Origin of the sequence: Paenibacillus sp. S-38 (assembly GCF_049942825.1) — a bacterium.
GTDB lineage: Bacteria > Bacillota > Bacilli > Paenibacillales > NBRC-103111 > Paenibacillus_G.
Genome location: NZ_CP187970.1, coordinates 1,955,136 through 1,974,703, shown reverse-complemented (window position 1 = coordinate 1,974,703; position 19,568 = coordinate 1,955,136). Strand labels below are relative to the sequence as shown.

Sequence of the window (19,568 nt, the reverse complement as noted above, 5' to 3'; positions counted from 1 at the left end):
AATCAGCGGCTTTTCGCGGCCGTACCTTGCGTATTCCGCATACAACGAGGGTAATAGCCACTAACAGCCTGTCCTATATTGTAAAAGAAATTCGGGTCCGCCGGGTAACAATTCCGTAACATTTTGACGAAATGCGGAATAATTTTAATCGTTTTGTAACCTTTTAGCCGGTCTCATACGTTATGATGATAGGCAGTGTTCGACATTCGCTGCAGGAGGTAGACGATGTTTCCATCGCGTATCAAATCCAAAAAACGTATCACGCTTCGCCATACGGTCGTGTGCCTTGCGATCCTGGGAGCGGGAGCCGCCGCGTATGCCGGATATCTCTTTCATAAAGCCGACAAGGCGCTTCAGACCATGTCCGTAGCTGCCTCCTCGCCGCTGAAGACGGGACTGCTGTCCGGCGAAGCTTCGGCAAGCGACGCCACGTGGAAACCGATGAGCTTCCTGCTCACCGGCGTAGACAGCCGCGGAGGCAGCGGAGGCAGTATGAATACCGACGTGCTGATGCTTGTCACGCTCAACCCCGAGACACGCAAGGCTACGGTCGTCTCCATCCCCCGGGACCTCGAGATGAAGCCCAAGGAGTTCGGGCTCTCGGCCCACAAAGCCAATTATTATTATGCCTACTATTACAATCAGGACAAAAATAGCGCCATCCCGAAAACCAAAGAGCTGTTCAGTGACATGTTCGGCGTGCCGATCGATTATATGGCCGCCATTGATTTTGACGGATTCCGGGATGTGGTCGACGAGCTCGGCGGGATCGAAACCTACGTCGACATGGATATGCGCTATGTGGACACGTGGGACGGCACCGACATCAATCTGAAGCAGGGCCTGCAGACGCTGAACGGCAAGCAGACGCTCGATTTTCTGCGCTACCGCAAGTCCAACCGCGGAACGGAGGAATCCTCCGATACGGCGCGCAACGAACGTCAGCAGAAGGTGCTCGACCAGCTTCTGGGCAAAATGACCTCCTTCAGCGGGATCGCGGGCTGGGGCGGCATTCTGGAGATTGCCGGCAAGAGCGTCAAGACGGATATCCCGTCCGATGAGCTGAAGCGGTTCATCCTCTCCTTCCCGAAGCTGAAGCCTGACAGCATTGAGTTCATCCACCTCGACGGCCGCTGGGATAGCCCTTACATAGTCCCGAAAGAGGAGGATCTGGCGGCGGCGATCGCTTCCTTGCGCACGCAGCTGGAGCTTCCGCCCGCAGCCGATACGGCGAGCGGATCCGGAGCTGCATACAGCGCGCTTTCCAAGCGCTTTGGGATCGACCGTGCCGTGGCGTCGAAGGATACGGAATCGACGAATTCGCTGACCTCCAGTTCAACGAGGACGCAGACTACGACGGCACCGAAGGCCCAGGTCCCGAGTACAACCCGTACACAGACGACGAATTCGACCAAAACGCAGACCACGGATTCCACCAAATCGCAGACCACGGATTCCACCAAATCGCAGACCACGAGTTCAACGAAGACGCAGACGACGGTTCCTGCGAAAACGCAGACTACGGATTCCACCAAGTCGCAGACGACGGACTCCACGAAGTTGCAGTCAACGGATTCCACCAAATCGCAGACGACGGACTCTACGAAGACGCAGACTACGGACTCCACCAAGTCGCAGACTACGGACTCCACCAAGTCGCAGTCGACGGATTCCACCAAGTCGCAGACTACGGATTCCATCAAGTCTCAGACGACGGACTCCACCAAGTCGCAGACTACGGATTCCACGAAGCCGCAGACGACGGAATCCCCGAAGACGCTGCCTGAGACCGAGGTCTAGGCTCCGGCTACCGGGTCAGCAGCCGCATCGTAATTACAAGATCGTTCCGCCGAGCGGGACGGTCTTTCTTTTTGGAGGAGATGAAGTATACTGGAAGTAACATACACAGAAAGTCAGGTGGGAAGCAATGGCGGAAAAAATCATCCGGAGGCTCGGGGACCCCGTCCTGCGGGAGAAGTGCAGACCTGTGCCCGGAATTACGCCGAATGTGCTCAAGCTGCTCAATGATTTGAAGGAAACCCTGTATGCGGACTCCGGCCGCGCAGGTCTGGCAGCCCCGCAGATTGGCATTGCCAAGCGGGTCGCCGTGCTGGATATGGGAGAGGGTCTGATCGAGCTCATCAATCCCGAGATCGTGGAGAAGAGCGGGGAAACGTCCTCCATCGAAGGGTGCCTCTCCCTGCCGAATTTATACGGAGAAGTCAAGCGTGCGGAGAAAATACGTGTGAAAACCTTGAACCGGGAAGGACAGGAAGTTTACCTCGAAGGTGAAGGCAGAACAGCCATCTGCATGCAGCACGAGATCGACCACCTCGACGGGATCCTCTATATCGATTATTTGAAGGACGGAGGCTTATTCAGCGAGGAATCCGGAGAGCCCGTTTCGTTGTGGGAAACCATCCGTCTTTCCCGCAGCGGTCAGGGAGCCTATTAGTCTGTTTTATTTGACGTTTATTTCTTATATCTCAAACGAAAGAGCGGCTAACAAAGCCGCTCTTTTGGTCGTGCGGGCCTCAGAAGCCCGAAGAGAAGCGCTTCAGGTCTTCGATAAGCTCGGCGTTCGGTTCCCGGGCTTCCGCTCCTTCTTCACCCTCCCCTTCTTCCGAAGAGGAAGAGAGGCAGTCCAGCTTCTCGATCAGCGAGGCCGTAACAAACTCCGCGTTGACGCTGTAGTGCTTCAGCAGAGCATTCAGCCGCTCCAGCTGCTCGTGGTTCTCCATGATTTCATTCAAACGGCTCATGGCTTTTCCCTCCTTGTACGCGGCAGCTCCCGCCGCTCCATTACCGCAGTATCCTCCTCAACCTGGTCCTCTTCGTCCTGGTACTGCATGTATTCGTTCCATCTCTCGGCCGCCACTCCCTGGGGCATAGAGCGTCCCAGCCCCTCGCTGAGCCGGCGGAATTGAATGCTGTCCATGGCAGTTCCCCTCCTCGGATTCACAGGATCGGTTTTAGCATAGCCCGCCTTCCCCGTTCTTACACCCGCCGCTCTTCCCCAGGTACTAGAAAAAAATAGTACTTACGCGTCCGCTTCCTCTCCCGTTAAAATCCATTATAGTGAAACCATGTAACGGGGGAGATACGTGATGAAGGAAACCCTGCACCGGATGGGAACCGGCTCCGTCGTGCTGCCCTTCAGCTTGGGGCGAACTACAGCGGCGCTCGGGGTGCTGGCCGGATGGCTGCTGCTGGCCTATGGATTGGACGGGAAAGAGAGCATACCGCTGTGGCTGAGCGGAGGGAGCACCGTGCTCGGACTCGCCCTGCTGTGGAATCTCGTCTGTCTCGGACTGAGCCTCCGCTTCGGCTGGCGGGAGCTTCGGCTGGCTGCCTTCGCCGGCACCTGGCTCCTCTTCCTGCTCTATTACCTGCAGCTCCGCGTGCCGGGTCCGGAGGGCTGGAGTCTCCCGCTGCAGGTCGCCTGGTCGATCTATCTGTTCTATACTGCCGCTCTTTTTGGCGCCTCATGTCTGCAGAGCCAGGAACAGGGCGGGCTGAATCTGCGCCTGGGCGTTGTGAACGGCGTTCTGTTCGGTTTCTGGGTCCTTGTGATGGGACAGGACGGAAGACCGATAACCTACATGATGCTGGCTATGGGCGGCATCTATCTGCTGCTGTCGCTCGGTTTGTACCGGGTTACGCGGGAGCTCTCCACACCGGTGATGACTAAGCTGTTCGGCGGCCTGATGCTGCTCCTGCTCGCGCTTATCCGGCTCGCCCGGGACTCGCAGCTGCCGCCCCTTCCGCTGCTGGCCATCGGTTTGCTGCTGTCCATGGGACTGCTGGCCGCGGGACAACGGCGCGGGCAATACCTGCTGCGCGGCGGGGCGATTCTCGTCTGGCTGGCTGTCCTGCTCCGCTGGCTCTGGCTGCAGCTCGATCCGGCCCGCGAGACGATAGCTCCGGCGGCCGGCGGGCTTGAAAGCCTTCTGTACGACTCCGGGATCTGGCTGCTTCTGCTGCTGTCCGGGCTTCTGCTGTGCAGATACGGCAGCGCATTCCCCGGGCTGCAGGAGGAAGATAACCGCATAGTGAACGGGAGCCTCGTTCTCTTGAGCCAGGTTTGTGTCGGCGGGTTCTCCGCTTCGCTTTTGCTCCCATGGAAGGCACACTTGTTCCTCCCCGCCGACCTCGCACTGTCTGCCATATGGGGAGCGCATGCGCTGATTCTATTTCTCCGGGGCATTTGGAAGCAGCGCAAACGGTATCAGGCCTTCGGGTCGTTCGCCCTCATCTGCGTGTTCGTGAAAGCGCTGATGTATGATCTGTCCGGCACCGGCCTGCGCGAGAAGCTGATCGTTCTTGCCGTTCTTGCCTTGGTTTCTTTTACCGCCGCCTCCGTCAATAACCGGACCTGCCGGCGGTCCGGGGCCATTCTTCCAGCGCCGGAGCCCGCCGCGGGGCCGAGCAGTACAAAAAAACCAACCTGACGGCTGCCGGCCGGTCAGGTTGGTTCTGTATCGTCAGCCGCGGGCAGCTGACGAATCTCGTAGGTGCACCTGCCTCCACCCTTGGCGAGACATTCCGTCCTCTCAATCCGCGCTTCGGGACCGAGCAGGCTCTGGAACATCGCCAGCTCGCAGGAGCAGGCATGATTATATTGATTCGCGACCTGGGCGATCGGGCAGTTGAATTCCTGCAGGAGATAGGTGCCGTCCTCCAGCTGTTCGAGGTCGACCATATAGCCGTTGGCATTCTGAATGGCCGCCAGTTCCTTCACGCGGTCCGTCCAATTCTTGGCATCCATCCGATCCTGATACCGGGCGATGAGGCGCTCCTTGCGGCGGTCGAACAAAAAATCGACCTTATCGGCGCCGGCCGTAAGCTCGAGCTCCTCGAGCAGATCCATCGCCAAATGCTGGTACTTCTTCGGAAACAGATCATCGGCCTGCTCCGTCAGGGAATACATGTGGGCCGGACGTCCCATGGCCTGGCGCACCAGCCTGGCTTCGATGAGTTGATCCCGCTCCAGCGTGTGCAGATGCCGGCGCACAGCCATCTCGGTAATCCCGAGCTGCTTCGCCATCTCCCCCGCACTCAGCGGACCCTTGGTCTTGAGCATCGTAACGATAACCTTGCGTGTGGATCCGTCTTCATTCTTCATGCGGTCTCACCGTCCTTCTAGCAGCCAGCCGCCTTACCGCCGCGGCTCTTGTTCTGTACCGTATGAGTATGTTTATTGTATACGAAATACAGCCATAAGTAAATTACTATACTACTATGTATATAAAGCCGCGAACCCATCCACGGAAAAAAGGAAGCGGGCCGCCCCAAGAGGGGCAGCCCGCCATATATCTTGAATCCTTTACAGCGTTGAACTTCATATAATATCCCCGCTGCATAGTCTCGCTCAACCGGCGTGCGGTTAACCGCACGCCGCAGCCCTAAGGCTGTTAAATCATTTCCTTCCGGATAAAAGCCGGCACCCGCTCCGCGAACGACTCCAGGGCGGACGGCAGGCGGGAGATCATCGGATGAAGGCCGCTGCGATCCAGCGAGGTATACTCCTGGGTCAGCGCACGCCGCAGGCCGACCAGCTCACGGAGCACCTCTGCTGTCGGTGCCTCGAACACCCCTTCACCGGCAAGAATGTCCACAATATCCTCATACGAGCTCGCATCGCGCATCATGAAAGCATCAATGAGCAGGCTTCCGACGTCCGTTACCGTCTCGATGGCAAGGTAGAGGGTACGCTCCTGGGCCAGATGCAGCAGGAGCTCTCCCTCCCCGCCGCCCGCCCAGGCGGCTTCCAGCCGCCGGCAGGCGTCCGTCAGCGTCGGAACGAACGCCAGGCGGGTATCGATTTGCTCATGGTTTACATAGTACATGGACTTATCCCCGTTTCTTCTTTTTCCAGCGGGACCACAGGATCACGGCCGGGAATGCGGCGAACAGCAGGATGATCAGCAGGAGAGCCTGCATCAGATATTCGTAGCTCATGGTGTCAACAGCTCCTTCTGCAGGTGTACCCCGCTGTCCGTGTCCCCTCCGTGCCGCGTGTAGGCCCAGTGGTTCGTCGGCCCGTGGCCGCCGCCGATCCCCAGCTCATGCCGGATGGCCAGCGTAATGAACTTCTTCGCGGTATGGGCCGCCTCGAGCAGCGTTCTGCCTTTGGCCAGCTCCGCGCAGACCGCGGCCGAGAACGTGCAGCCGGTCCCGTGCGTATGGCGGGTCTCATACCGCTCGGCGCTGAGCAGATGGAACGCTTCCCCATCATAAAGCACATCGGTCGGGGTCCCTTCGTAATGACCGCCCTTAACAATGGCGGCTCCGGCGCCCAGCTCCTTCACGAGCAGCACCGCCGCTTTCTTCATATCCTCCAGCGAGATCAGCTTCAGGCCCGTGATGACCTCGGCCTCCGGCAGGTTCGGCGTCACGACCGCCGCCAGCGGCAGCAGCTTCTCCCGCAGCGCATCCTGCGCGCTCTCGGCGAGCAGCGAGGCGCCGCCCTTGGCCACCATGACCGGATCCACGACCAGACGGGTCAGCCCCGCCTTCGATACGCAGTCCGCCACAAGCTCGATCACCTGCGGCTGCGAGAGCATCCCGGTCTTGGCCGCATCCGCCCCCACATCCGTCAGGACGGCATGGATCTGGCGCTCGATGCCTTCGAGCGGGATATCATAGATCCCGTGCACGCCCAGCGTATTCTGGGCGGTAACCGCCGTGATGGCCGACATCCCGTACACGTCCAGCATCTGGAACGTCTTGAGATCGGCCTGGATGCCTGCGCCTCCTCCGCTGTCCGAGCCGGCTATCGTTAACGCTTTGTACAAAGTCATAAGGTTCCTCTCCTTCGGCACTGCAGACGCTCGTCCTATTGCTTCCTTCATCAGTGTAGTACGCGCTTCCGGACGCGTCAAGGAGCCCCGGAGAGCCGGGAAGAGCGCTTCCGTGATCATTTTATGACAAGTGGGTCAAACGCTTTGACGCTTCCCGGGCAGAGGGGTATGATGGGAATACCAAATGTATGCAGAAAGGGTTCGTTCGAGCCATGACCCATGATCATCCGGGCGACGCCGCCCCACCTCCTGCCGGGAGAACTCATGCCCTGCATGTGCTGACGACCGGACGCCTGGAGCTGGACACAGCCGCCTCCATTCTCAGCATCATCCCGGCGGATATGATCGATATGCTTCATATCCGCGAGAAGCACCGCAGCGCACAGGAGCTGGCCGCTTGGTACCGCCGGCTGAAGCCGCTACTGCCGGCAGGCTCCGCCTTGGCGGTCAACGACCGCCTGGATGCGGCCCTGGCCGTGCGGGCGGACGCCGTACAGCTCACCGGCGCGTCGCTCTCCCCGGCCGAGGCCAGGGAGCTGGCGCCGCCGGGGCGTATGCGCATCGGCTGCTCCGTGCACAGCCCGGAGGAAGCCGCACAGGCGGCCGACGGCGGAGCCGACTACGTGCTCTACGGGCACGTGTACGAGACCGGCTCCAAGCCGGGCCTCGCCCCGCGGGGTCTGCAGGCGCTGGCCGACACCGTGGAGGCCTCTCCTGTCCCGGTCATAGCCATCGGCGGCATTGAACCGGCGCTCGTCGACGAAGTGCTGTCGACCGGCGCCGCCGGCATAGCCGTGCTGTCGTCCGTGTTCGGGCACCCCGATCCGGCCGGCCAGCTGAGGGCCTTCCGGTACGGGCTCGACCGGACCCGGCACAAGCCCAGGAAAGGATGGACCTTCTTATGAACACGAAGCATCTTACGTCTGCAGCCGACCGGCCCAAGGCGATCATCATCGGCGGAGGCGTGATCGGCTGCGCCGCCGCCTTCGAGCTCGGCGGGGCCGGCTTCGACTGTACCGTGCTCGATAAAGGCAAGCTGTGCAGCGAGGCTGCGACCGCTGCGGCCGGCATGCTCGGCGCCCAGGTGGAGACGCATCACCCCGGCCCGTTCTACGAGCTGTGCCGCATCTCCCAGGGGATGTACCGCAGGTGGACTGAAGCGCTGGAAGATACAAGCGGCGTGTCCACGGAGTACATTCCCCAAGGCATCCTCCGCGCTGCGCTGACGGAAGCCGACGAGCAGGAGCTCCGCTCCCGGCTCTCCTGGATTCAGGATGCGCGCTGGTGTACGCCGGACGAGCTCCGGGAGCTGGAGCCGGCGCTGTCCCCGGATATCCGGGGCGGGCTGCATTTCCCGGCCGATCACCAGGTTCATCCTGTCGCTCTGGCGCGTGCACTGCAAGCCGCGCTCGTGAAGCAGGGCTGCAAGATCCTCGAGGAGACGCCGGTGTTCCGGCTGCTGCAGGAGCCCGGCAGCGGGCGCATCACCGGCGTGCAGACGGCGGAAGGCCCGCTGTATGCCGACGTTGTCGTGCTCGCCGCCGGAGCCTGGAGCCCCGCGCTGACCGAGCCCCTCGGGCTGCCCCTGCCGATGTTCCCCGTTAAGGGCCAGTGCATCTCCTTGAAGCCCGAGGCTCCGCTGACGCAGGCCACGGTCTTCACGAAGGGCTGCTACATCGTGCCGAAGGCGGACGGCTCGTGCCTGATCGGCGCGACGCAGGTGGAGGCCGGCTTCGACAAGCGGGCCACGGCCGCCGTCATCGCGGACCTGCATGCGAGAGCCGCCGCCCTGCTGCCCGGACTCGCGGAAGCCGAGTTCCTCTCGACCTGGGCGGGCCTGCGGCCCGGCACCCGGGACGGCCTGCCGTTCATGGGCACCTGGGAGAAAGCTCCCGGCCTCATCTTCGCCACGGGGCACTACCGCAACGGCATCCTGCTCGCGCCGGCCGCCGGCCGCATCGTGCGGCAGCTTGCCCTCGGCGAGAAGCCGCTGATGGAGCTCGCTCCGTTCGATCCGGCCCGCCATGCAAGGATTAACGGCTTCGCCGTCCTTTGAGAACGCTGCGGGTTTGTCAACGCAGGTCCAAGCCGATGTGAAGCTTATCCTTCTTATCCGCTGACCCGCACCCGCCTATGACCGGAAGCGGGCCAACAGGGCCCAGCGGCGTTCATGCCGGCGTTTGTACTTGGGAAGCCCGCGGTACAGTTCCACCGCTTCGCGGAACGCACCGCGGGCTTCTTCTTCCCTGCCGAGCTGGCGGTAGAGCTGGCCCAGCCGGTAGTAGGCCTCGCACGAAGACGAGTTCACCTCGCGGAAGCGCTGGAGATAGCCGACCGCCTTCTCCTTATCCCGCTCCGCGAAGGCCTCGCCGAGCCGCAGGAAAGGCTCGCCGTATTTGACCCGGGAATTGCGCGCTGTAGCCTCGAGAATCAGCCGCTCGCCCTCCTCGGGACGGCCCAGCTTCAGCTCGCAGATCCCTAGCTCGCTGAGCACGTCCGCCGAATCCTCCATCACGGCCGACACCTGCAGGAGCAGCTCCCGGGCGTCGGCGTATTTGCGCTGTTCCATATAGATCCGTGCGATATCCAGCTTGGTGGAGGTATGATGCGGATTCATCCGCAGTTCCTCCCTCAGCCTCGAGAGCCGCCGCATGCGCTGGATCGGCTTGAAGACGCTCGGTGTGATGCCGACGAACCGCCGGTCAAGCACATAGAAGATCACCAGTAGAACCAGGATGGCAACAAAGGGGTTGCCCGTAAGCCAAAAGATAAGTCCGAATAGTAAAAATTTGCTCATGCCTGCATCGTTTCCTGCCCTTCCCATAGTCTTTCCTGAGTATACCATAATCTTACAACAAATATCTTCCGGGAAGGACTCCCGGCAGGCAGGAGTGCGGCGGTGCCGGGGCGAAATAGTGAACAGGCAAGGAAGACGAATTCAGGGGGAACAAGAAAGCGAATGAACCAGGAACAAGCGGCCAAATGGGCCAAGATCCGCACCATGGGCAAGGCAAAGTACGTGATGTATTACGGAGTGGCCGCGTGGGGTCTGGGTCTCACCGTGCTCTTCACCGGATTGGAATGGCTGACGCAGGGCACGCTCACCGGCCAATGGCTGACGATCCGCCTGCTCGTATTCGGCGTTATCGGCTTCATCCTCTCGAACTTCAAGTGGGAAAAGAACGAACGCAGCCACCGGGGCGGACAATAACGGCCCCTCCACACATAGCCGCTAACGCAGGAAAAGAGCCGTTTCACCGAGAGGACTGACCCCCGGCAGACGGCTCTTTTTGCTTTGTCCTACGGTGCTTTGCTCTAATAAGGCTTGGTTCTTGCGCACTACGTCTGAATCTCCTGCAGCTTCCCGGCCTCGGCGGCATCGAGCTGTGTGCGGATCTGCTGCCGGACCCCGGGATAAGCCAGAACCGCCTGCTTGAACTCTTCTTTCGAGCTCCAGCCGTACCCGCCCTGCTTCCCGCCAAACAGCACCCCGGTCACATCCTCATAAGCGGCATGCAGGTCGTTGTCATACCAGTCAATAGCTGGATCCGCATCGTTCTTCAGGATCATCACCAGATCGTATTCCTTATCACCCGCCTCAGTGAAGAGCGCGACGAGCGCGTGCTCCTCGCCCTCCAGGTGCACCTCCACATCGGCGCATAGCTGATCGCTGCGCTCTACAATCCGTTTGCATTCGGCATGTTTGATTCCGGCCATGCGGATTCACTCCCCTGCATATAGTAGCCTGGTGGGCCGGCATCTCGCACACGCTCCTATTCCAGGCCTCTCTCCCCTAGGTTGTCACCCGCCTGAGCCGCCTATGCAGATTTTGGGTTGCTTATAAAATTATTTACTTGACTTTTGTAAGTGTGTATTTTAATATACTTACATAAAGTAAGTTATTAATTCCTTTTGTACATACCAAGGAGGTATTCATTCATGTCTAACGTTCTCTTTATTCTCGCGAACGGCCGTCCGGCCGATCAAGCCGTATCCGTGCAGCTCTACAACGCATTCCTCGACAGCTACAAGGCTGCCAACCCGGGCGACAGCATCACCGAGCTCAACCTGTTCAACGTCGACCTCCCTTACTACGACACCAACACGCTGAACGGCCTCTACAAGAGCGCTCAAGGCTTCGAGCTGACCTCTGAGGAGCAGCAGGCTGCAGGTACGGCCAACGCTTACCTCGACCAGTTCCTGGCCGCCGACAAGATCGTCTTCGCGTTCCCGCTCTGGAACTTCACTGTACCGGCCCAGCTGATCACTTACCTGCACTACCTCTGCCAAGCCGGCAAAACCTTCCGCTATACCGCTCAAGGCCCGCAGGGTCTGCTCGGCGACAAGAAGGTCGCGCTGCTTAACGCACGCGGCGGCGTCTACTCCGAAGGTCCGGCGGCAGCAATCGAGATGAGCCTGAAGTACGTTCAAACGATCATGGGCTTCTTCGGCATCACCCAGATCGAGACCGTCGTTGTCGAAGGCCACAACCAGTTCCCTGACCGTGCGGCTGAGATCAAATCGGAAGGCTTCAAGAAAGCGGCCGAAGTCGCTTCCCGTTTCTAAATTTCTGTCAAATCATCCCTTTCCATCCCTCCGGCTGCCAGCCGGAACGGAAGGCCCTCCCGGTTACGGGCGGGCCTCTTTTTTTCCTCTATTGCGGATTTCCTGCGCGGACCAGCCCCGAGAACAAAAAAAGAACCCGACATCGCAACGGATGCCGGGTTATCAAGGGATATATATATTAAAAAGGGGGTCATAAACAGTATATCCCGATTTCATTAATAACGGATGAATAACACATTACAGTTCTGTTACAGAATTGACCAGTTGTTAGGATTGGAGCTGCGAGCACTTCATCTAGTCATCGTAATCTTCCAGCTCCGGCTTGGGGTCGCCGCCGATCTTCCGCTTCATGATGAGCTGGGCGAAGAACAGCAGCACGATATTGTTCACGAACGAGACGCCAAGGCCAAATAAGCCGAACATCCTCGAGAACTGCTGCTCCGCTCCGCTGAAGACCGAGCTCCACCACCAGACACCGGCGCCCGTGACCGCAATATTCACGGCCGTTCCCGCCAGGAACGACAAGAGAAGCTTTTCCGTGCGGAGCATGCACAGCACACCGACGATTCCGGTCAGTATAAAACCGGACCCGAGAATCAGCCAGTAGAGGGTATCATAAGTCAAGGGTGTCATCCTCCCGCTAAATGGCGGATCCCTCCGTCATGGACAGAGGAAACCGCTGGTATAGGTACAAGGGTATCATGAAAGAGCCCCCTGAACAACGCTGGCCGTGACATTGTCCCAAATCTGTCAAACCCGTCGAAGCTGCGCTCCTCCTGTATCCATGACAGGAAGAAGCTGGTATAATGGGGGGTGCAGGCATAATAGATCACCCCCACTTAAGGAGGACACATCCATGGCAAAAAGCAAAGCTGCCAGGCTCCGCCGACGGCTGGAGCGCGAAGGCAATCTGAATCCGGAGATTCACCGGGGAAGCTGGCGAGGCCTGGTTCCCGTCGAACGGACGACACCGACCAAACGGGAGTCGCTGACCCGTCAGGAGAATAAGCACAAAAAGAAATGGAACCGCACGCCCCAGGGGAGTGACGGTTCCATTTCTTTTTGTGCCGCGGGGCGGGCGGATGCTGCCGCCTCGGACGCCGGCGGAATCCGGCTCTATGCGGCATCCAGCCGGGCACGGCCTGCGCTTCGTCTCCCCGGGCTCTGAAGCTGCTCGGTACGCCGCGTACGATGCTGCCCGGTACGCCGGCGTACGATGCTGCTCCCGGTACGCCAGACCGCTTCCGTCAGGCCCGGCCCTGGTCTTCCTCCAGCCTGCCCTTCGCGTACAGGGCGCTGCCTACGACGCCGGCATCCTCGAGCCGCTCGGCCGTCTTGACCGTGAGCTGCTCCCAGTAGAACGGCAGCACGCAGCGCTTCAGTTCCTCCCTCATCGGGCCAAGCAGCCGCTCGCCGGCCTGCGCTCCGCCCCCGCCGATGATAAGCACCTGCGGGGCCAGCTGGGTCACAGCCGCCGCAAGGCCGCGGCCGAGCAGCGTTCCCGTCCGGTGCATGATGGCGATGGCCGCGGCGTCCCCTTTATCATAGGCCCGCGATACATCGGCTGCCGTCAGCCGGGCTCCGCCGTCCTCCGGGAACCATTCGCCGAGCAGCGACCGCTCTCCCCTGGCCACCGCTTCGCGCCCCTGGCGGGCGATCCCATTCGCGGAGACGGCCGTCTCGAGACACCCGGTCATCCCGCAGTTGCACGGGTAGGACAGGCCCTCCATCGGCACATGCCCGATCTCCCCAGCCCGTCCGCCTGCACCGTAGTACAGCCTGCCGTCCGCCACCAGAGCGGAGTTCATGCCGGTGCCGATCGTCACGCCGAGGACGTGGGAGAAGCCCCGGCCCGCCCCGGCCACGGCCTCCCCATAGATATACATCCGTACGTCATTATCGAGGAATACGGGGATGTCGCCGATGTATCCGCGGAGCTCGTCCGCCAGCGCAACGTTCTTCCAGCCGAGGTTGACCGCCAGCTCCGAGACCCCCTTCACATGATCCACGAATCCCGGGAGTCCGATGCCGACTGCCTTCACCGGCCCGCCTGCATGCGTCATCAGCCCATTGACCGCTTCAGCCAGACGGCGGATCACTTCTCCGCTACCGCCGGCCGCCTCCGTCGGGAGCTTGACCGTGCGCAGCACCTGTCCCGTTTCATCCGTCAGACCGCACACCATATTCGTCCCGCCGATATCTATGCCTACATATCTGCTCACCGGATCTCCACCTTTTTCCTCTGATAACCTCTGATAATGAAAATATAATTCATACATAATCTTATTTCAATAAAAATTATTTTCTTAACAAACAAAGAAAAACCGTCTGCGGTGGGGTTCCGCAGCGGCTGCCATTCCCCGGACGGGGGCACTGTCTTCCGAGATCCTCCGCCTGTTATCGCACAGGCATGATCCAGATAATATGGCATACGGCGACAAAATAAAGATTGCCGTCTGTCCCCTGAACCACGACGTGGTCCGGCTTCACATCCTTCAGCGCACCCGACAGGCTGCCCCTCGGGGTTTCGAGCACCAAGGTTTGTCCAAGCAGGGACTGAAGCGCCTGCACCACGAACGGCTGAACTTCAAAGATAGGCTGCGGCTGAACGGCATACGGTTGATTCATGATTGTATTTCCTCCCCGGTGTTCCTCGCTTTTTCCGCACATAACCCAATCTATGCCGGGCGATGCTATGTTATACGCACGGATCCGGGCTTTTTTCCTTATGTATGAAACCTCAGGCCGCTTGTCCCGTATACTTCCTATAAGTCTTACTACGTGAACCTGCCTCAGCGCGTGTGCATGGCCATGAAAGGAAGAGATCAGATGTCCGACCGCCAAGACAACCTGTATGAACTTGAGAGCGCCTTCCGGCTGCTCTTCCGCAAAATCCGCACCTCGTGGACCCGTTTTGAAGAACAAGGCGTATCGGCCTCTCAAGCCGTGATCCTGGAGAAGCTGGATGCCGAGGGCCCGCTCAAAGTATCCCAGATCGCCGAAATGCTCTATATTACCTCCGGTGCGGTAACCAGCTTGTCGGACAAGCTCATCACGGGCGGCTTCGCCTCCCGAACCCGCTCCGAAGAGGATCGACGTGTCGTGATGATGGAGATTACCGATAAAGGCCGGGAAGTGCTGGAATCGCTTCACCGCCACCGCAAGCAAGTCGTTGAATGCTTTTTCGGACGTCTGCCCAAGGAGGATGTCGAGCATCTGACCCGGATATTCAAACAAATGCTCGAAGACTGCGAACCGAACACATAACTCCGGGTATCAGGCGCGGCGCAATATTTCCTTTCCCCTATCATCATTCTATGAAAGCGTTCATAGAATGAGTCAAACAGGAGGAAAGGAGCTGGTCTTATGGAAGATGCCGTATCCTTCGGCATGTGGCTGATGCTGTTCGCATCGGTCACTGTTGCCTTCGCCGCCGGCCTGCTTGAGTTTATCTGGAAAGATACGACCGATTACGATATGGAATATCTGTGGAATCACCGGTACACCCTGGAAGATCTGCATCTGGACCGCAAGGAGTAGCGCCCCCCTGCCTCACAAGGCAGGGAGCCGCTGCTCCTTTTTTTGTCACAAATGAGGAGGGGCTATTCCGCCGCCCCTTCGCCCCCGCCGCGGTCAGCCCCTGCAGCTTGGCGCCGCGTCAGTGCCAGAAGCAGCACGAGCAGCAGACACAGCCCGACGAGCACCCAGAGCGACTGCTGTGCCGGCATCCGGTCCATACACCAGCCGGTAAGCAGCGGCAGCAGGGCGCCTCCTACGCCTCCGGAGGCGATCAGCAGGCTCGTCGTCCGCTCCTCTCTGCCCGGGAAGCAGCGGTTGGCATAGATTAATGCCACGGCAAACATGCCGGAGAAGAAGAGCCCGAGCAAGGCCACAAGGAGGAGACTTCCGGTGAAGCTCCTGCTGAACGTAAACAGAGCAAGGCATACCGAAGCGCCCGCACTGCCTAGGATCAAGTAGCCCCCATGTCCGGTTGCATCTGCCACCCGGGCCGCGACCAGCCGTCCCAGCGCCATCGCCCCCCAGAAGAACGATACGCCGAGCGCACCTTGTTCCGCCGTTACACCGGCCCCCTCGATCAGGATCGAGGGCAGGAAGTTCGCCACGCTCATCTCGGCGCCGACATACAGCGCGAAGATTAACAGGAAGACGGCCAGAAGATCGTAGGAGCCCCGGTATCCGGCTGCAGCCCTGGAGGCCGGATGGTTATTCTCCTCCTTGCCGAGGAGGGACGAGAAGCGTCCCATGGGCAGCAGGAGCCACAGCGCAAACACGGCCCAGGCCAGCAGACTGAGCGTCAGGAAAGAGCCCCTCCACTCCTCCCGGGCGATGAAGAGCGCCGAGACCAGCGGCATCACCAGTGCCCCGACGCCGAAGAATACCTCAATCCGCGCCATGACCGCCGTCTTCCGTTCCTCTTCCACATGCCCGATCACCAATGCGCCGATAATCGTTTCGATCATCCCGAAGCCAAAGCCTGCAAAAGGCGCGTTGAGCAGCTGCACTCCCCACGGGGGCCCCGCAAAGAACACGAGCTCCGCCAGCCCCAGCGCCGCCAAGGACAGCAGCAGGGCGCCTCTTTTGCCAAGCCGGGCCGAGAACCATGGCCCCGAAAGCACGCCGGCCAGGAAACCTGTAAACTGGAGGGCCACCAGCAGGCCGCCGTCCCCGTAGGATTTGCCGTAGCCTGCGAGCATCTCGGGCAGTACGGACCCGATCACGACATGAGCCAGACCGATTAAAAAATAAGACAGGCATCCCATCCAGATGAAACGTTTCATTTTATTTCCTCCACTATCCTTTTTCCTGTGCCTTCTTGACCATCCTCCTCTATTCGACACACCCCTTTCGTTCCCTTTTTTTTCAGGCGCGCAAAGCCCCGTAATGACTGCAGCCATTCATAAAAAGAGGCTTCCCCCGCCATATTAGTAAGGCATCAAAACTTGCTGCCAAAGGAGCTGTTGTGTGATGAGCCATTCGAAACGCCGCGAAGAGAATCAGTGGAAAATCCGCAAACAAACCCAGCACCCGCACGGCAAAATCAAGTCACTCGCGGAGTATGCCGCCGAGTATGATGCACAGCACCAGGAGTAAGAAAGCGAAAGGACCCTGCCGCGGCAGGGTCCTTTTGTTGTACGCTTGCGGCGGGCATCCGTGGATCCTCAGCGCTTCAGGAAGGCGTATAAAAACGGAGAGGGGATTCGGCCTGCCTGAGCTGAGCAGCAAGCGCCCGAGCTTCCCTCGGGAAGGCTGTGTACGCCGGCTTGAACCCCTGCGGCCGCTCTCCGGCGCTCTCCGTTCCTACGGCTGCCGCTTCGCCAAATGCTCCTGCGCCATGCGGATCATCACACGCACCATGCTGCCGCCGATCGGACCGCCGACCTTCCCTGCCTGCTCCGTCGTCAGCTGCTGGTTATTCCCCGCGCCCTGCAGCGGAATGCCGAGGCTGCGGGCCACCTCATACTTTACCAGGTCCGGACGCCCCTCCTGCACGTTATAGCCCTGCCGGCGCATCACTTCGGCCTTCAGCCTGTCGAGGCCTTGACCTGCTCCCGGCACAACCGGACTCCTGCTTCTTCTTCTTGCCATAGCCGGTACCCCCTTAGTATAATTAGGTTATCGAATACGAACACATATTCCCATTTGATCATAGAAAGCGAGCTGAACCTTCAGATGAAAACCACCTACGAACCGCTTCATGCCAAACAGATTCTGAATGGAGTGAAAGCTCCCTCCATGCCCTTTGACTGGTCCATCAACCCTTACCGCGGCTGCCAGCACGGCTGCAGCTTCTGCTATGCCCGCTCCACCCATGCCTTCTTGGGGCTCGGAACGGACGATGCCTTCCAGCATCAGATTCTCTACAAAGCAAATGCCGGCGAAACGCTCGAAAAACAGCTCGACAAGATGCTCCGCATCCGGGGAGGCCGGGAGAAGCTGGCCGGCCGCATTGCGATCGGAACGGCCACCGATCCCTACCAGCCGATCGAAGCCCGCGAGCAGCTGACCCGCCGCTGCCTGGAAGCTCTGGCGGCACGCGGCCTCCCCGTAAGCGTCACGACCCGTTCGCCGCTGATTCTGCGCGACCTGGATCTGCTCCGTGAACTGCCGGGCAGCTCCGTGAATATCTCGCTGAACACGATGAACAAGGAGGTCTGGCGCAGCTTCGAGCCCATGACGCCTTCCCCGGAGAAGCGTCTCGAAGCCCTCGCCGGGTTGAGGGAGGCCGGAGTCACCGCGGGCATTTTCCTTGCTCCGATCCTTCCCTATCTGACCGACAGTGAAGAAGAACTCGGTGCCGTGGTAAGGCGCAGCCGGGAGGCGGGTGTTTCCTTCATCATGGGATCGCCCCTGCGTCTCAGCACCCGGGAGGTCAAGAGCTGGTTCTTCGGTACGGTTCGCGAACAATATCCCGCGCTCCTGTCCTCCTACGCGCGCCTGTACGCGGGGTCCGGCTATCCCTCGGCTCCCTATCGCCGCGAAGTGCGGGCACGACTGCAGACCCTGCTGGAGAAGCACGGTCTGCCCGAGTACAAGCCCGACCCGAAGGGCCTGGAGCCCGTATCGGCTGCAGCACCGGCCGAATCCGACACGCCGGTCCAGCTTTCCTTTGTTTTGGATTGAGATGTGATCATCGGCCAGCGGCCGGCTGAGTCGGGATGTGCTTCAGAATCAGTATCCATCGGATGCCCTTCGTCTATACCGCCGCGGCGGCGGGCGGCCGATTCAGGGTAGTCCTCCCGGGTTAAGTAGGAGGAAACATCGAAAGGAGGTGCTGGCCATGTCAGAATCCAACCGGGAGTATCCGACCGGCGAGACCGTGCCGGAAACCGGCCCCTACATGTGTACGGAAGGCGCCCTGGAGAACTTCAAGAAAGACGAGAAGTTCCCGGAGTGCCCCAAATCCGGCGGGAAGACCTTGTGGCAGGAATATAACAAGGAATAAGGACGGCCGTATGGCCGCCACATGGACTTCATGGCTCTGCATAGTCCGGCGCGGCGGGAGCAGCCCGGTATCGGACAGCAGGATCCGCCTCAGACCCGGATGGAGCTGTGCAGCTTCCGGCGGTTCATGCGGCAGTGCGGCTGACTTCGAAGTGAAGTCAGCCGCATTGGCATGCGCTCTTAGGATGGCTGCACGAAGCGCTTTCTCCATGGAAAAGCGGACGACTGACCCCAAAAAAAGGGGATCAGGTGCCAACCGCAGCGGATTCAGCTCGCGCCTCGTTTGCTCCCGGACCCCCGGTACGGAAGCTTCCAAAGCCGCAGGTATGCTATAGTAGAGTTGGATCTGATACATATGGAAATTCCAAGGAGTGAAGCCCATGCAAGATTGCGTATTCTGTCATGTGGAGCTGGAACCGAAACAGCGGATTGTGCTCGAGAACGAGCACTGCATGTTTCTGCAGCTCGATACCCAGGAAATCCCCGGAGCGGGCGTTCTGGTCACGAAGACTCACCGGGAATCCGTCTTTGACCTGACCCCCGAGGAATGGAATGCCGTCCACCCCCTTCTCCTGCAAGTTAAGGCCTATATGGAAGAAGCCTACCGCCCTGACGGGTACAATATCGGATGGAACTGCGGTGCTGTCGGCGGACAAACCTTGTCCCATGCCCATCTGCATGTGCTCCCGCGCTATGCCGATGAGTTCTACGCAGGCAAAGGCATCCGCCACCTGTACCGCAGCCCGGAGAACCGCAGAGCCTCCGTTCCGTCCGGAGAACAACCGGAGTGAGCCGCAATCTCCTTCGAATCGTTCTCACGTCCATTCTTTTGACGTTCCTGCTGCTCGCCGGGTGTGGACGGGAAGCCCCCTCGCCTTCCCTGCCTGCCGGGTCATTGGCCGAGTTCTATCCCGGCCAGCTGAGTGCTGTGGACCGGATCGATATCCGCAGCGGCATGACCGGGGAGTGGCGAACGGTCACGGATCCCAAGGTCATCCGGGACGGGCTCGCCGAAGCGGGAGAGCTCCGCTTCTCTCCCGACCCCAGCCAAGCTGAGCGTACCGGATACACCTATATGGTGATCCTGCTTGAGCAGGGCGAGGAGAAGTTCTCGCTCCTCCCGCACGCCATCGGAGAGCATTACTACATCTCCGACCCCAAGCTTTCCCCTCTCCTGGATCGGCTCTTTGAGGCCGGTACGAAGCCTGTTCCCGGCCGGGGCTGATACCGGTCTTC

28 protein-coding genes are annotated in these 19,568 nt (G+C 60.0%); 16 read left to right on the top strand and 12 right to left on the bottom strand.

The features are described from left to right. Positions 1-225: 225 nt before the first annotated feature. Together ACP26L_RS09380 and def are read left to right on the top strand one after the other, a co-directional pair. Positions 226-1,800, top strand: a complete 1,575-nt coding sequence (locus ACP26L_RS09380; protein WP_426452249.1) for an LCP family protein — start codon at positions 226-228, stop codon at positions 1,798-1,800. A gap of 127 nt (positions 1,801-1,927) precedes the next feature. Further along, positions 1,928-2,455, top strand: coding sequence for a peptide deformylase (gene def, locus ACP26L_RS09375; protein WP_426452248.1), 528 nt, complete (start codon positions 1,928-1,930; stop codon positions 2,453-2,455). A 79-nt stretch (positions 2,456-2,534) separates the two neighbouring features. Here def and ACP26L_RS09370 read toward each other — a convergent pair whose 3' ends face one another. After that, positions 2,535-2,762 carry a hypothetical protein gene (locus ACP26L_RS09370; protein ID WP_426452247.1) on the bottom strand — a complete coding sequence of 76 codons (228 nt, stop codon included), beginning with the start codon at positions 2,760-2,762 and terminating at the stop codon, positions 2,535-2,537. Then, complete coding sequence (locus ACP26L_RS09365) at positions 2,759-2,938, bottom strand: hypothetical protein (RefSeq protein WP_426452246.1); 180 nt, start codon at positions 2,936-2,938, stop codon at positions 2,759-2,761. Before ACP26L_RS09365 ends, ACP26L_RS09370 begins: the two co-directional genes overlap by 4 nt. Positions 2,939-3,107: 169 nt before the next feature. Here ACP26L_RS09365 and ACP26L_RS09360 point away from each other — a divergent pair, with 169 nt between their 5' ends. Then, entirely contained in the window at positions 3,108-4,451 is a 1,344-nt protein-coding gene (locus tag ACP26L_RS09360) for a hypothetical protein (protein WP_426452245.1), read from the top strand. A 14-nt stretch (positions 4,452-4,465) separates the two neighbouring features. Here ACP26L_RS09360 and ACP26L_RS09355 read toward each other — a convergent pair whose 3' ends face one another. The 3 genes from ACP26L_RS09355 to thiD form a co-directional block, all read right to left on the bottom strand. Continuing rightward, entirely contained in the window at positions 4,466-5,125 is a 660-nt protein-coding gene (locus ACP26L_RS09355) for a helix-turn-helix transcriptional regulator (RefSeq protein ID WP_426452244.1), read from the bottom strand. A 289-nt stretch (positions 5,126-5,414) separates the two neighbouring features. Next, entirely contained in the window at positions 5,415-5,849 is a 435-nt protein-coding gene (locus ACP26L_RS09350; protein ID WP_426452243.1) for a DUF86 domain-containing protein, read from the bottom strand. A 108-nt stretch (positions 5,850-5,957) separates the two neighbouring features. Then, positions 5,958-6,803 carry a bifunctional hydroxymethylpyrimidine kinase/phosphomethylpyrimidine kinase gene (thiD, locus tag ACP26L_RS09345; RefSeq protein WP_426452242.1) on the bottom strand — a complete coding sequence of 282 codons (846 nt, stop codon included), beginning with the start codon at positions 6,801-6,803 and terminating at the stop codon, positions 5,958-5,960. 212 nt (positions 6,804-7,015) lie between these two features. Here thiD and ACP26L_RS09340 point away from each other — a divergent pair, with 212 nt between their 5' ends. Beyond that, positions 7,016-7,708, top strand: coding sequence for a thiamine phosphate synthase (locus ACP26L_RS09340; protein WP_426452241.1), 693 nt, complete (start codon positions 7,016-7,018; stop codon positions 7,706-7,708). Beyond that, on the top strand, positions 7,705-8,859 hold the full coding sequence (thiO, locus tag ACP26L_RS09335; protein WP_426452240.1) for a glycine oxidase ThiO: 1,155 nt from the start codon (positions 7,705-7,707) through the stop codon (positions 8,857-8,859). The genes ACP26L_RS09340 and thiO overlap by 4 nt, the downstream gene beginning before the upstream one ends. A gap of 75 nt (positions 8,860-8,934) precedes the next feature. On the opposite strand, the gene ACP26L_RS09330 is transcribed toward thiO, so the two are convergent. Continuing rightward, positions 8,935-9,600, bottom strand: a complete 666-nt coding sequence (locus ACP26L_RS09330; protein WP_426452239.1) for a tetratricopeptide repeat protein — start codon at positions 9,598-9,600, stop codon at positions 8,935-8,937. Between the two features lie 162 nt (positions 9,601-9,762). Between ACP26L_RS09330 and ACP26L_RS09325 the strand changes: the two genes are divergently transcribed. After that, positions 9,763-10,014 (top strand): hypothetical protein, encoded by a 252-nt coding sequence (locus ACP26L_RS09325; RefSeq protein WP_426452238.1) that lies wholly within the window; start codon positions 9,763-9,765, stop codon positions 10,012-10,014. 128 nt (positions 10,015-10,142) lie between these two features. Here the strand turns inward: ACP26L_RS09325 and ACP26L_RS09320 are convergent, their stop codons facing one another. Next, positions 10,143-10,520 (bottom strand): hypothetical protein, encoded by a 378-nt coding sequence (locus ACP26L_RS09320; protein ID WP_426452237.1) that lies wholly within the window; start codon positions 10,518-10,520, stop codon positions 10,143-10,145. Positions 10,521-10,742: 222 nt separating this feature from the next. Between ACP26L_RS09320 and ACP26L_RS09315 the strand changes: the two genes are divergently transcribed. Further along, positions 10,743-11,369, top strand: a complete 627-nt coding sequence (locus ACP26L_RS09315; protein WP_426452236.1) for an FMN-dependent NADH-azoreductase — start codon at positions 10,743-10,745, stop codon at positions 11,367-11,369. Positions 11,370-11,663: 294 nt separating this feature from the next. Here the strand turns inward: ACP26L_RS09315 and ACP26L_RS09310 are convergent, their stop codons facing one another. Next, positions 11,664-12,002 (bottom strand): hypothetical protein, encoded by a 339-nt coding sequence (locus ACP26L_RS09310; RefSeq protein WP_426452235.1) that lies wholly within the window; start codon positions 12,000-12,002, stop codon positions 11,664-11,666. Positions 12,003-12,225: 223 nt separating this feature from the next. Here ACP26L_RS09310 and ACP26L_RS09305 point away from each other — a divergent pair, with 223 nt between their 5' ends. Beyond that, on the top strand, positions 12,226-12,537 hold the full coding sequence (locus ACP26L_RS09305) for a hypothetical protein (protein WP_426452234.1): 312 nt from the start codon (positions 12,226-12,228) through the stop codon (positions 12,535-12,537). Between the two features lie 79 nt (positions 12,538-12,616). On the opposite strand, the gene ACP26L_RS09300 is transcribed toward ACP26L_RS09305, so the two are convergent. Together ACP26L_RS09300 and ACP26L_RS09295 are read right to left on the bottom strand one after the other, a co-directional pair. After that, positions 12,617-13,591: an ROK family protein gene (locus ACP26L_RS09300; protein WP_426452233.1), complete on the bottom strand. Its 975-nt coding sequence runs from the start codon at positions 13,589-13,591 to the stop codon at positions 12,617-12,619. A gap of 175 nt (positions 13,592-13,766) precedes the next feature. After that, positions 13,767-13,997 carry a YuzF family protein gene (locus tag ACP26L_RS09295; RefSeq protein ID WP_426452232.1) on the bottom strand — a complete coding sequence of 77 codons (231 nt, stop codon included), beginning with the start codon at positions 13,995-13,997 and terminating at the stop codon, positions 13,767-13,769. 201 nt (positions 13,998-14,198) lie between these two features. Between ACP26L_RS09295 and ACP26L_RS09290 the strand changes: the two genes are divergently transcribed. Then, positions 14,199-14,636 (top strand): MarR family winged helix-turn-helix transcriptional regulator, encoded by a 438-nt coding sequence (locus ACP26L_RS09290; RefSeq protein WP_426452231.1) that lies wholly within the window; start codon positions 14,199-14,201, stop codon positions 14,634-14,636. A gap of 99 nt (positions 14,637-14,735) precedes the next feature. Continuing rightward, positions 14,736-14,909 carry a hypothetical protein gene (locus ACP26L_RS09285; protein ID WP_426452230.1) on the top strand — a complete coding sequence of 58 codons (174 nt, stop codon included), beginning with the start codon at positions 14,736-14,738 and terminating at the stop codon, positions 14,907-14,909. 62 nt (positions 14,910-14,971) lie between these two features. Here the strand turns inward: ACP26L_RS09285 and ACP26L_RS09280 are convergent, their stop codons facing one another. After that, a complete protein-coding gene (locus tag ACP26L_RS09280) occupies positions 14,972-16,168 on the bottom strand; it encodes an MFS transporter (RefSeq protein WP_426452229.1) in 1,197 nt (398 codons plus the stop codon). A 187-nt stretch (positions 16,169-16,355) separates the two neighbouring features. Here ACP26L_RS09280 and ACP26L_RS09275 point away from each other — a divergent pair, with 187 nt between their 5' ends. Continuing rightward, the gene (locus ACP26L_RS09275) at positions 16,356-16,481 is read left to right on the top strand and encodes a DUF6254 family protein (protein ID WP_426452228.1); all 126 of its coding nucleotides are present in this window, start codon (positions 16,356-16,358) and stop codon (positions 16,479-16,481) included. Between the two features lie 207 nt (positions 16,482-16,688). On the opposite strand, the gene ACP26L_RS09270 is transcribed toward ACP26L_RS09275, so the two are convergent. Beyond that, positions 16,689-16,976, bottom strand: a complete 288-nt coding sequence (locus ACP26L_RS09270) for an alpha/beta-type small acid-soluble spore protein (RefSeq protein WP_426452227.1) — start codon at positions 16,974-16,976, stop codon at positions 16,689-16,691. 84 nt (positions 16,977-17,060) lie between these two features. Between ACP26L_RS09270 and ACP26L_RS09265 the strand changes: the two genes are divergently transcribed. The 5 genes from ACP26L_RS09265 (at position 17,061) to ACP26L_RS09245 (ending at position 19,557) form a co-directional block, all read left to right on the top strand. After that, positions 17,061-18,011 (top strand): SPL family radical SAM protein, encoded by a 951-nt coding sequence (locus ACP26L_RS09265; protein WP_426452226.1) that lies wholly within the window; start codon positions 17,061-17,063, stop codon positions 18,009-18,011. Between the two features lie 157 nt (positions 18,012-18,168). Next, the gene (locus ACP26L_RS09260; protein WP_426452225.1) at positions 18,169-18,333 is read left to right on the top strand and encodes a hypothetical protein; all 165 of its coding nucleotides are present in this window, start codon (positions 18,169-18,171) and stop codon (positions 18,331-18,333) included. Between the two features lie 21 nt (positions 18,334-18,354). Beyond that, complete coding sequence (locus ACP26L_RS09255) at positions 18,355-18,477, top strand: hypothetical protein (RefSeq protein ID WP_426452224.1); 123 nt, start codon at positions 18,355-18,357, stop codon at positions 18,475-18,477. A 235-nt stretch (positions 18,478-18,712) separates the two neighbouring features. After that, positions 18,713-19,123 carry an HIT family protein gene (locus tag ACP26L_RS09250; protein WP_426452223.1) on the top strand — a complete coding sequence of 137 codons (411 nt, stop codon included), beginning with the start codon at positions 18,713-18,715 and terminating at the stop codon, positions 19,121-19,123. Continuing rightward, positions 19,120-19,557, top strand: a complete 438-nt coding sequence (locus ACP26L_RS09245) for a hypothetical protein (RefSeq protein WP_426452222.1) — start codon at positions 19,120-19,122, stop codon at positions 19,555-19,557. The genes ACP26L_RS09250 and ACP26L_RS09245 overlap by 4 nt, the downstream gene beginning before the upstream one ends. Positions 19,558-19,568: the final 11 nt, after the last annotated feature.

Bases quoted from the DNA above. Each gene is read 5' to 3' on its own strand.
- ACP26L_RS09380 (WP_426452249.1), top strand. From the start codon at position 226: ATGTTTCCATCGCGTATCAAATCCAAAAAACGTATCACGCTTCGCCAT.
- def (WP_426452248.1), top strand. From the start codon at position 1,928: ATGGCGGAAAAAATCATCCGGAGGCTCGGGGACCCCGTCCTGCGGGAG.
- ACP26L_RS09370 (WP_426452247.1), bottom strand. From the start codon at position 2,762: ATGAGCCGTTTGAATGAAATCATGGAGAACCACGAGCAGCTGGAGCGG.
- ACP26L_RS09365 (WP_426452246.1), bottom strand. From the start codon at position 2,938: ATGGACAGCATTCAATTCCGCCGGCTCAGCGAGGGGCTGGGACGCTCT.
- ACP26L_RS09360 (WP_426452245.1), top strand. From the start codon at position 3,108: ATGAAGGAAACCCTGCACCGGATGGGAACCGGCTCCGTCGTGCTGCCC.
- ACP26L_RS09355 (WP_426452244.1), bottom strand. From the start codon at position 5,125: ATGAAGAATGAAGACGGATCCACACGCAAGGTTATCGTTACGATGCTC.
- ACP26L_RS09350 (WP_426452243.1), bottom strand. From the start codon at position 5,849: ATGTACTATGTAAACCATGAGCAAATCGATACCCGCCTGGCGTTCGTT.
- thiD (WP_426452242.1), bottom strand. From the start codon at position 6,803: ATGACTTTGTACAAAGCGTTAACGATAGCCGGCTCGGACAGCGGAGGA.
- ACP26L_RS09340 (WP_426452241.1), top strand. From the start codon at position 7,016: ATGACCCATGATCATCCGGGCGACGCCGCCCCACCTCCTGCCGGGAGA.
- thiO (WP_426452240.1), top strand. From the start codon at position 7,705: ATGAACACGAAGCATCTTACGTCTGCAGCCGACCGGCCCAAGGCGATC.
- ACP26L_RS09330 (WP_426452239.1), bottom strand. From the start codon at position 9,600: ATGAGCAAATTTTTACTATTCGGACTTATCTTTTGGCTTACGGGCAAC.
- ACP26L_RS09325 (WP_426452238.1), top strand. From the start codon at position 9,763: ATGAACCAGGAACAAGCGGCCAAATGGGCCAAGATCCGCACCATGGGC.
- ACP26L_RS09320 (WP_426452237.1), bottom strand. From the start codon at position 10,520: ATGGCCGGAATCAAACATGCCGAATGCAAACGGATTGTAGAGCGCAGC.
- ACP26L_RS09315 (WP_426452236.1), top strand. From the start codon at position 10,743: ATGTCTAACGTTCTCTTTATTCTCGCGAACGGCCGTCCGGCCGATCAA.
- ACP26L_RS09310 (WP_426452235.1), bottom strand. From the start codon at position 12,002: ATGACACCCTTGACTTATGATACCCTCTACTGGCTGATTCTCGGGTCC.
- ACP26L_RS09305 (WP_426452234.1), top strand. From the start codon at position 12,226: ATGGCAAAAAGCAAAGCTGCCAGGCTCCGCCGACGGCTGGAGCGCGAA.
- ACP26L_RS09295 (WP_426452232.1), bottom strand. From the start codon at position 13,997: ATGAATCAACCGTATGCCGTTCAGCCGCAGCCTATCTTTGAAGTTCAG.
- ACP26L_RS09290 (WP_426452231.1), top strand. From the start codon at position 14,199: ATGTCCGACCGCCAAGACAACCTGTATGAACTTGAGAGCGCCTTCCGG.
- ACP26L_RS09285 (WP_426452230.1), top strand. From the start codon at position 14,736: ATGGAAGATGCCGTATCCTTCGGCATGTGGCTGATGCTGTTCGCATCG.
- ACP26L_RS09280 (WP_426452229.1), bottom strand. From the start codon at position 16,168: ATGAAACGTTTCATCTGGATGGGATGCCTGTCTTATTTTTTAATCGGT.
- ACP26L_RS09275 (WP_426452228.1), top strand. From the start codon at position 16,356: ATGAGCCATTCGAAACGCCGCGAAGAGAATCAGTGGAAAATCCGCAAA.
- ACP26L_RS09270 (WP_426452227.1), bottom strand. From the start codon at position 16,976: ATGGCAAGAAGAAGAAGCAGGAGTCCGGTTGTGCCGGGAGCAGGTCAA.
- ACP26L_RS09265 (WP_426452226.1), top strand. From the start codon at position 17,061: ATGAAAACCACCTACGAACCGCTTCATGCCAAACAGATTCTGAATGGA.
- ACP26L_RS09260 (WP_426452225.1), top strand. From the start codon at position 18,169: ATGTCAGAATCCAACCGGGAGTATCCGACCGGCGAGACCGTGCCGGAA.
- ACP26L_RS09255 (WP_426452224.1), top strand. From the start codon at position 18,355: ATGGACTTCATGGCTCTGCATAGTCCGGCGCGGCGGGAGCAGCCCGGT.
- ACP26L_RS09250 (WP_426452223.1), top strand. From the start codon at position 18,713: ATGCAAGATTGCGTATTCTGTCATGTGGAGCTGGAACCGAAACAGCGG.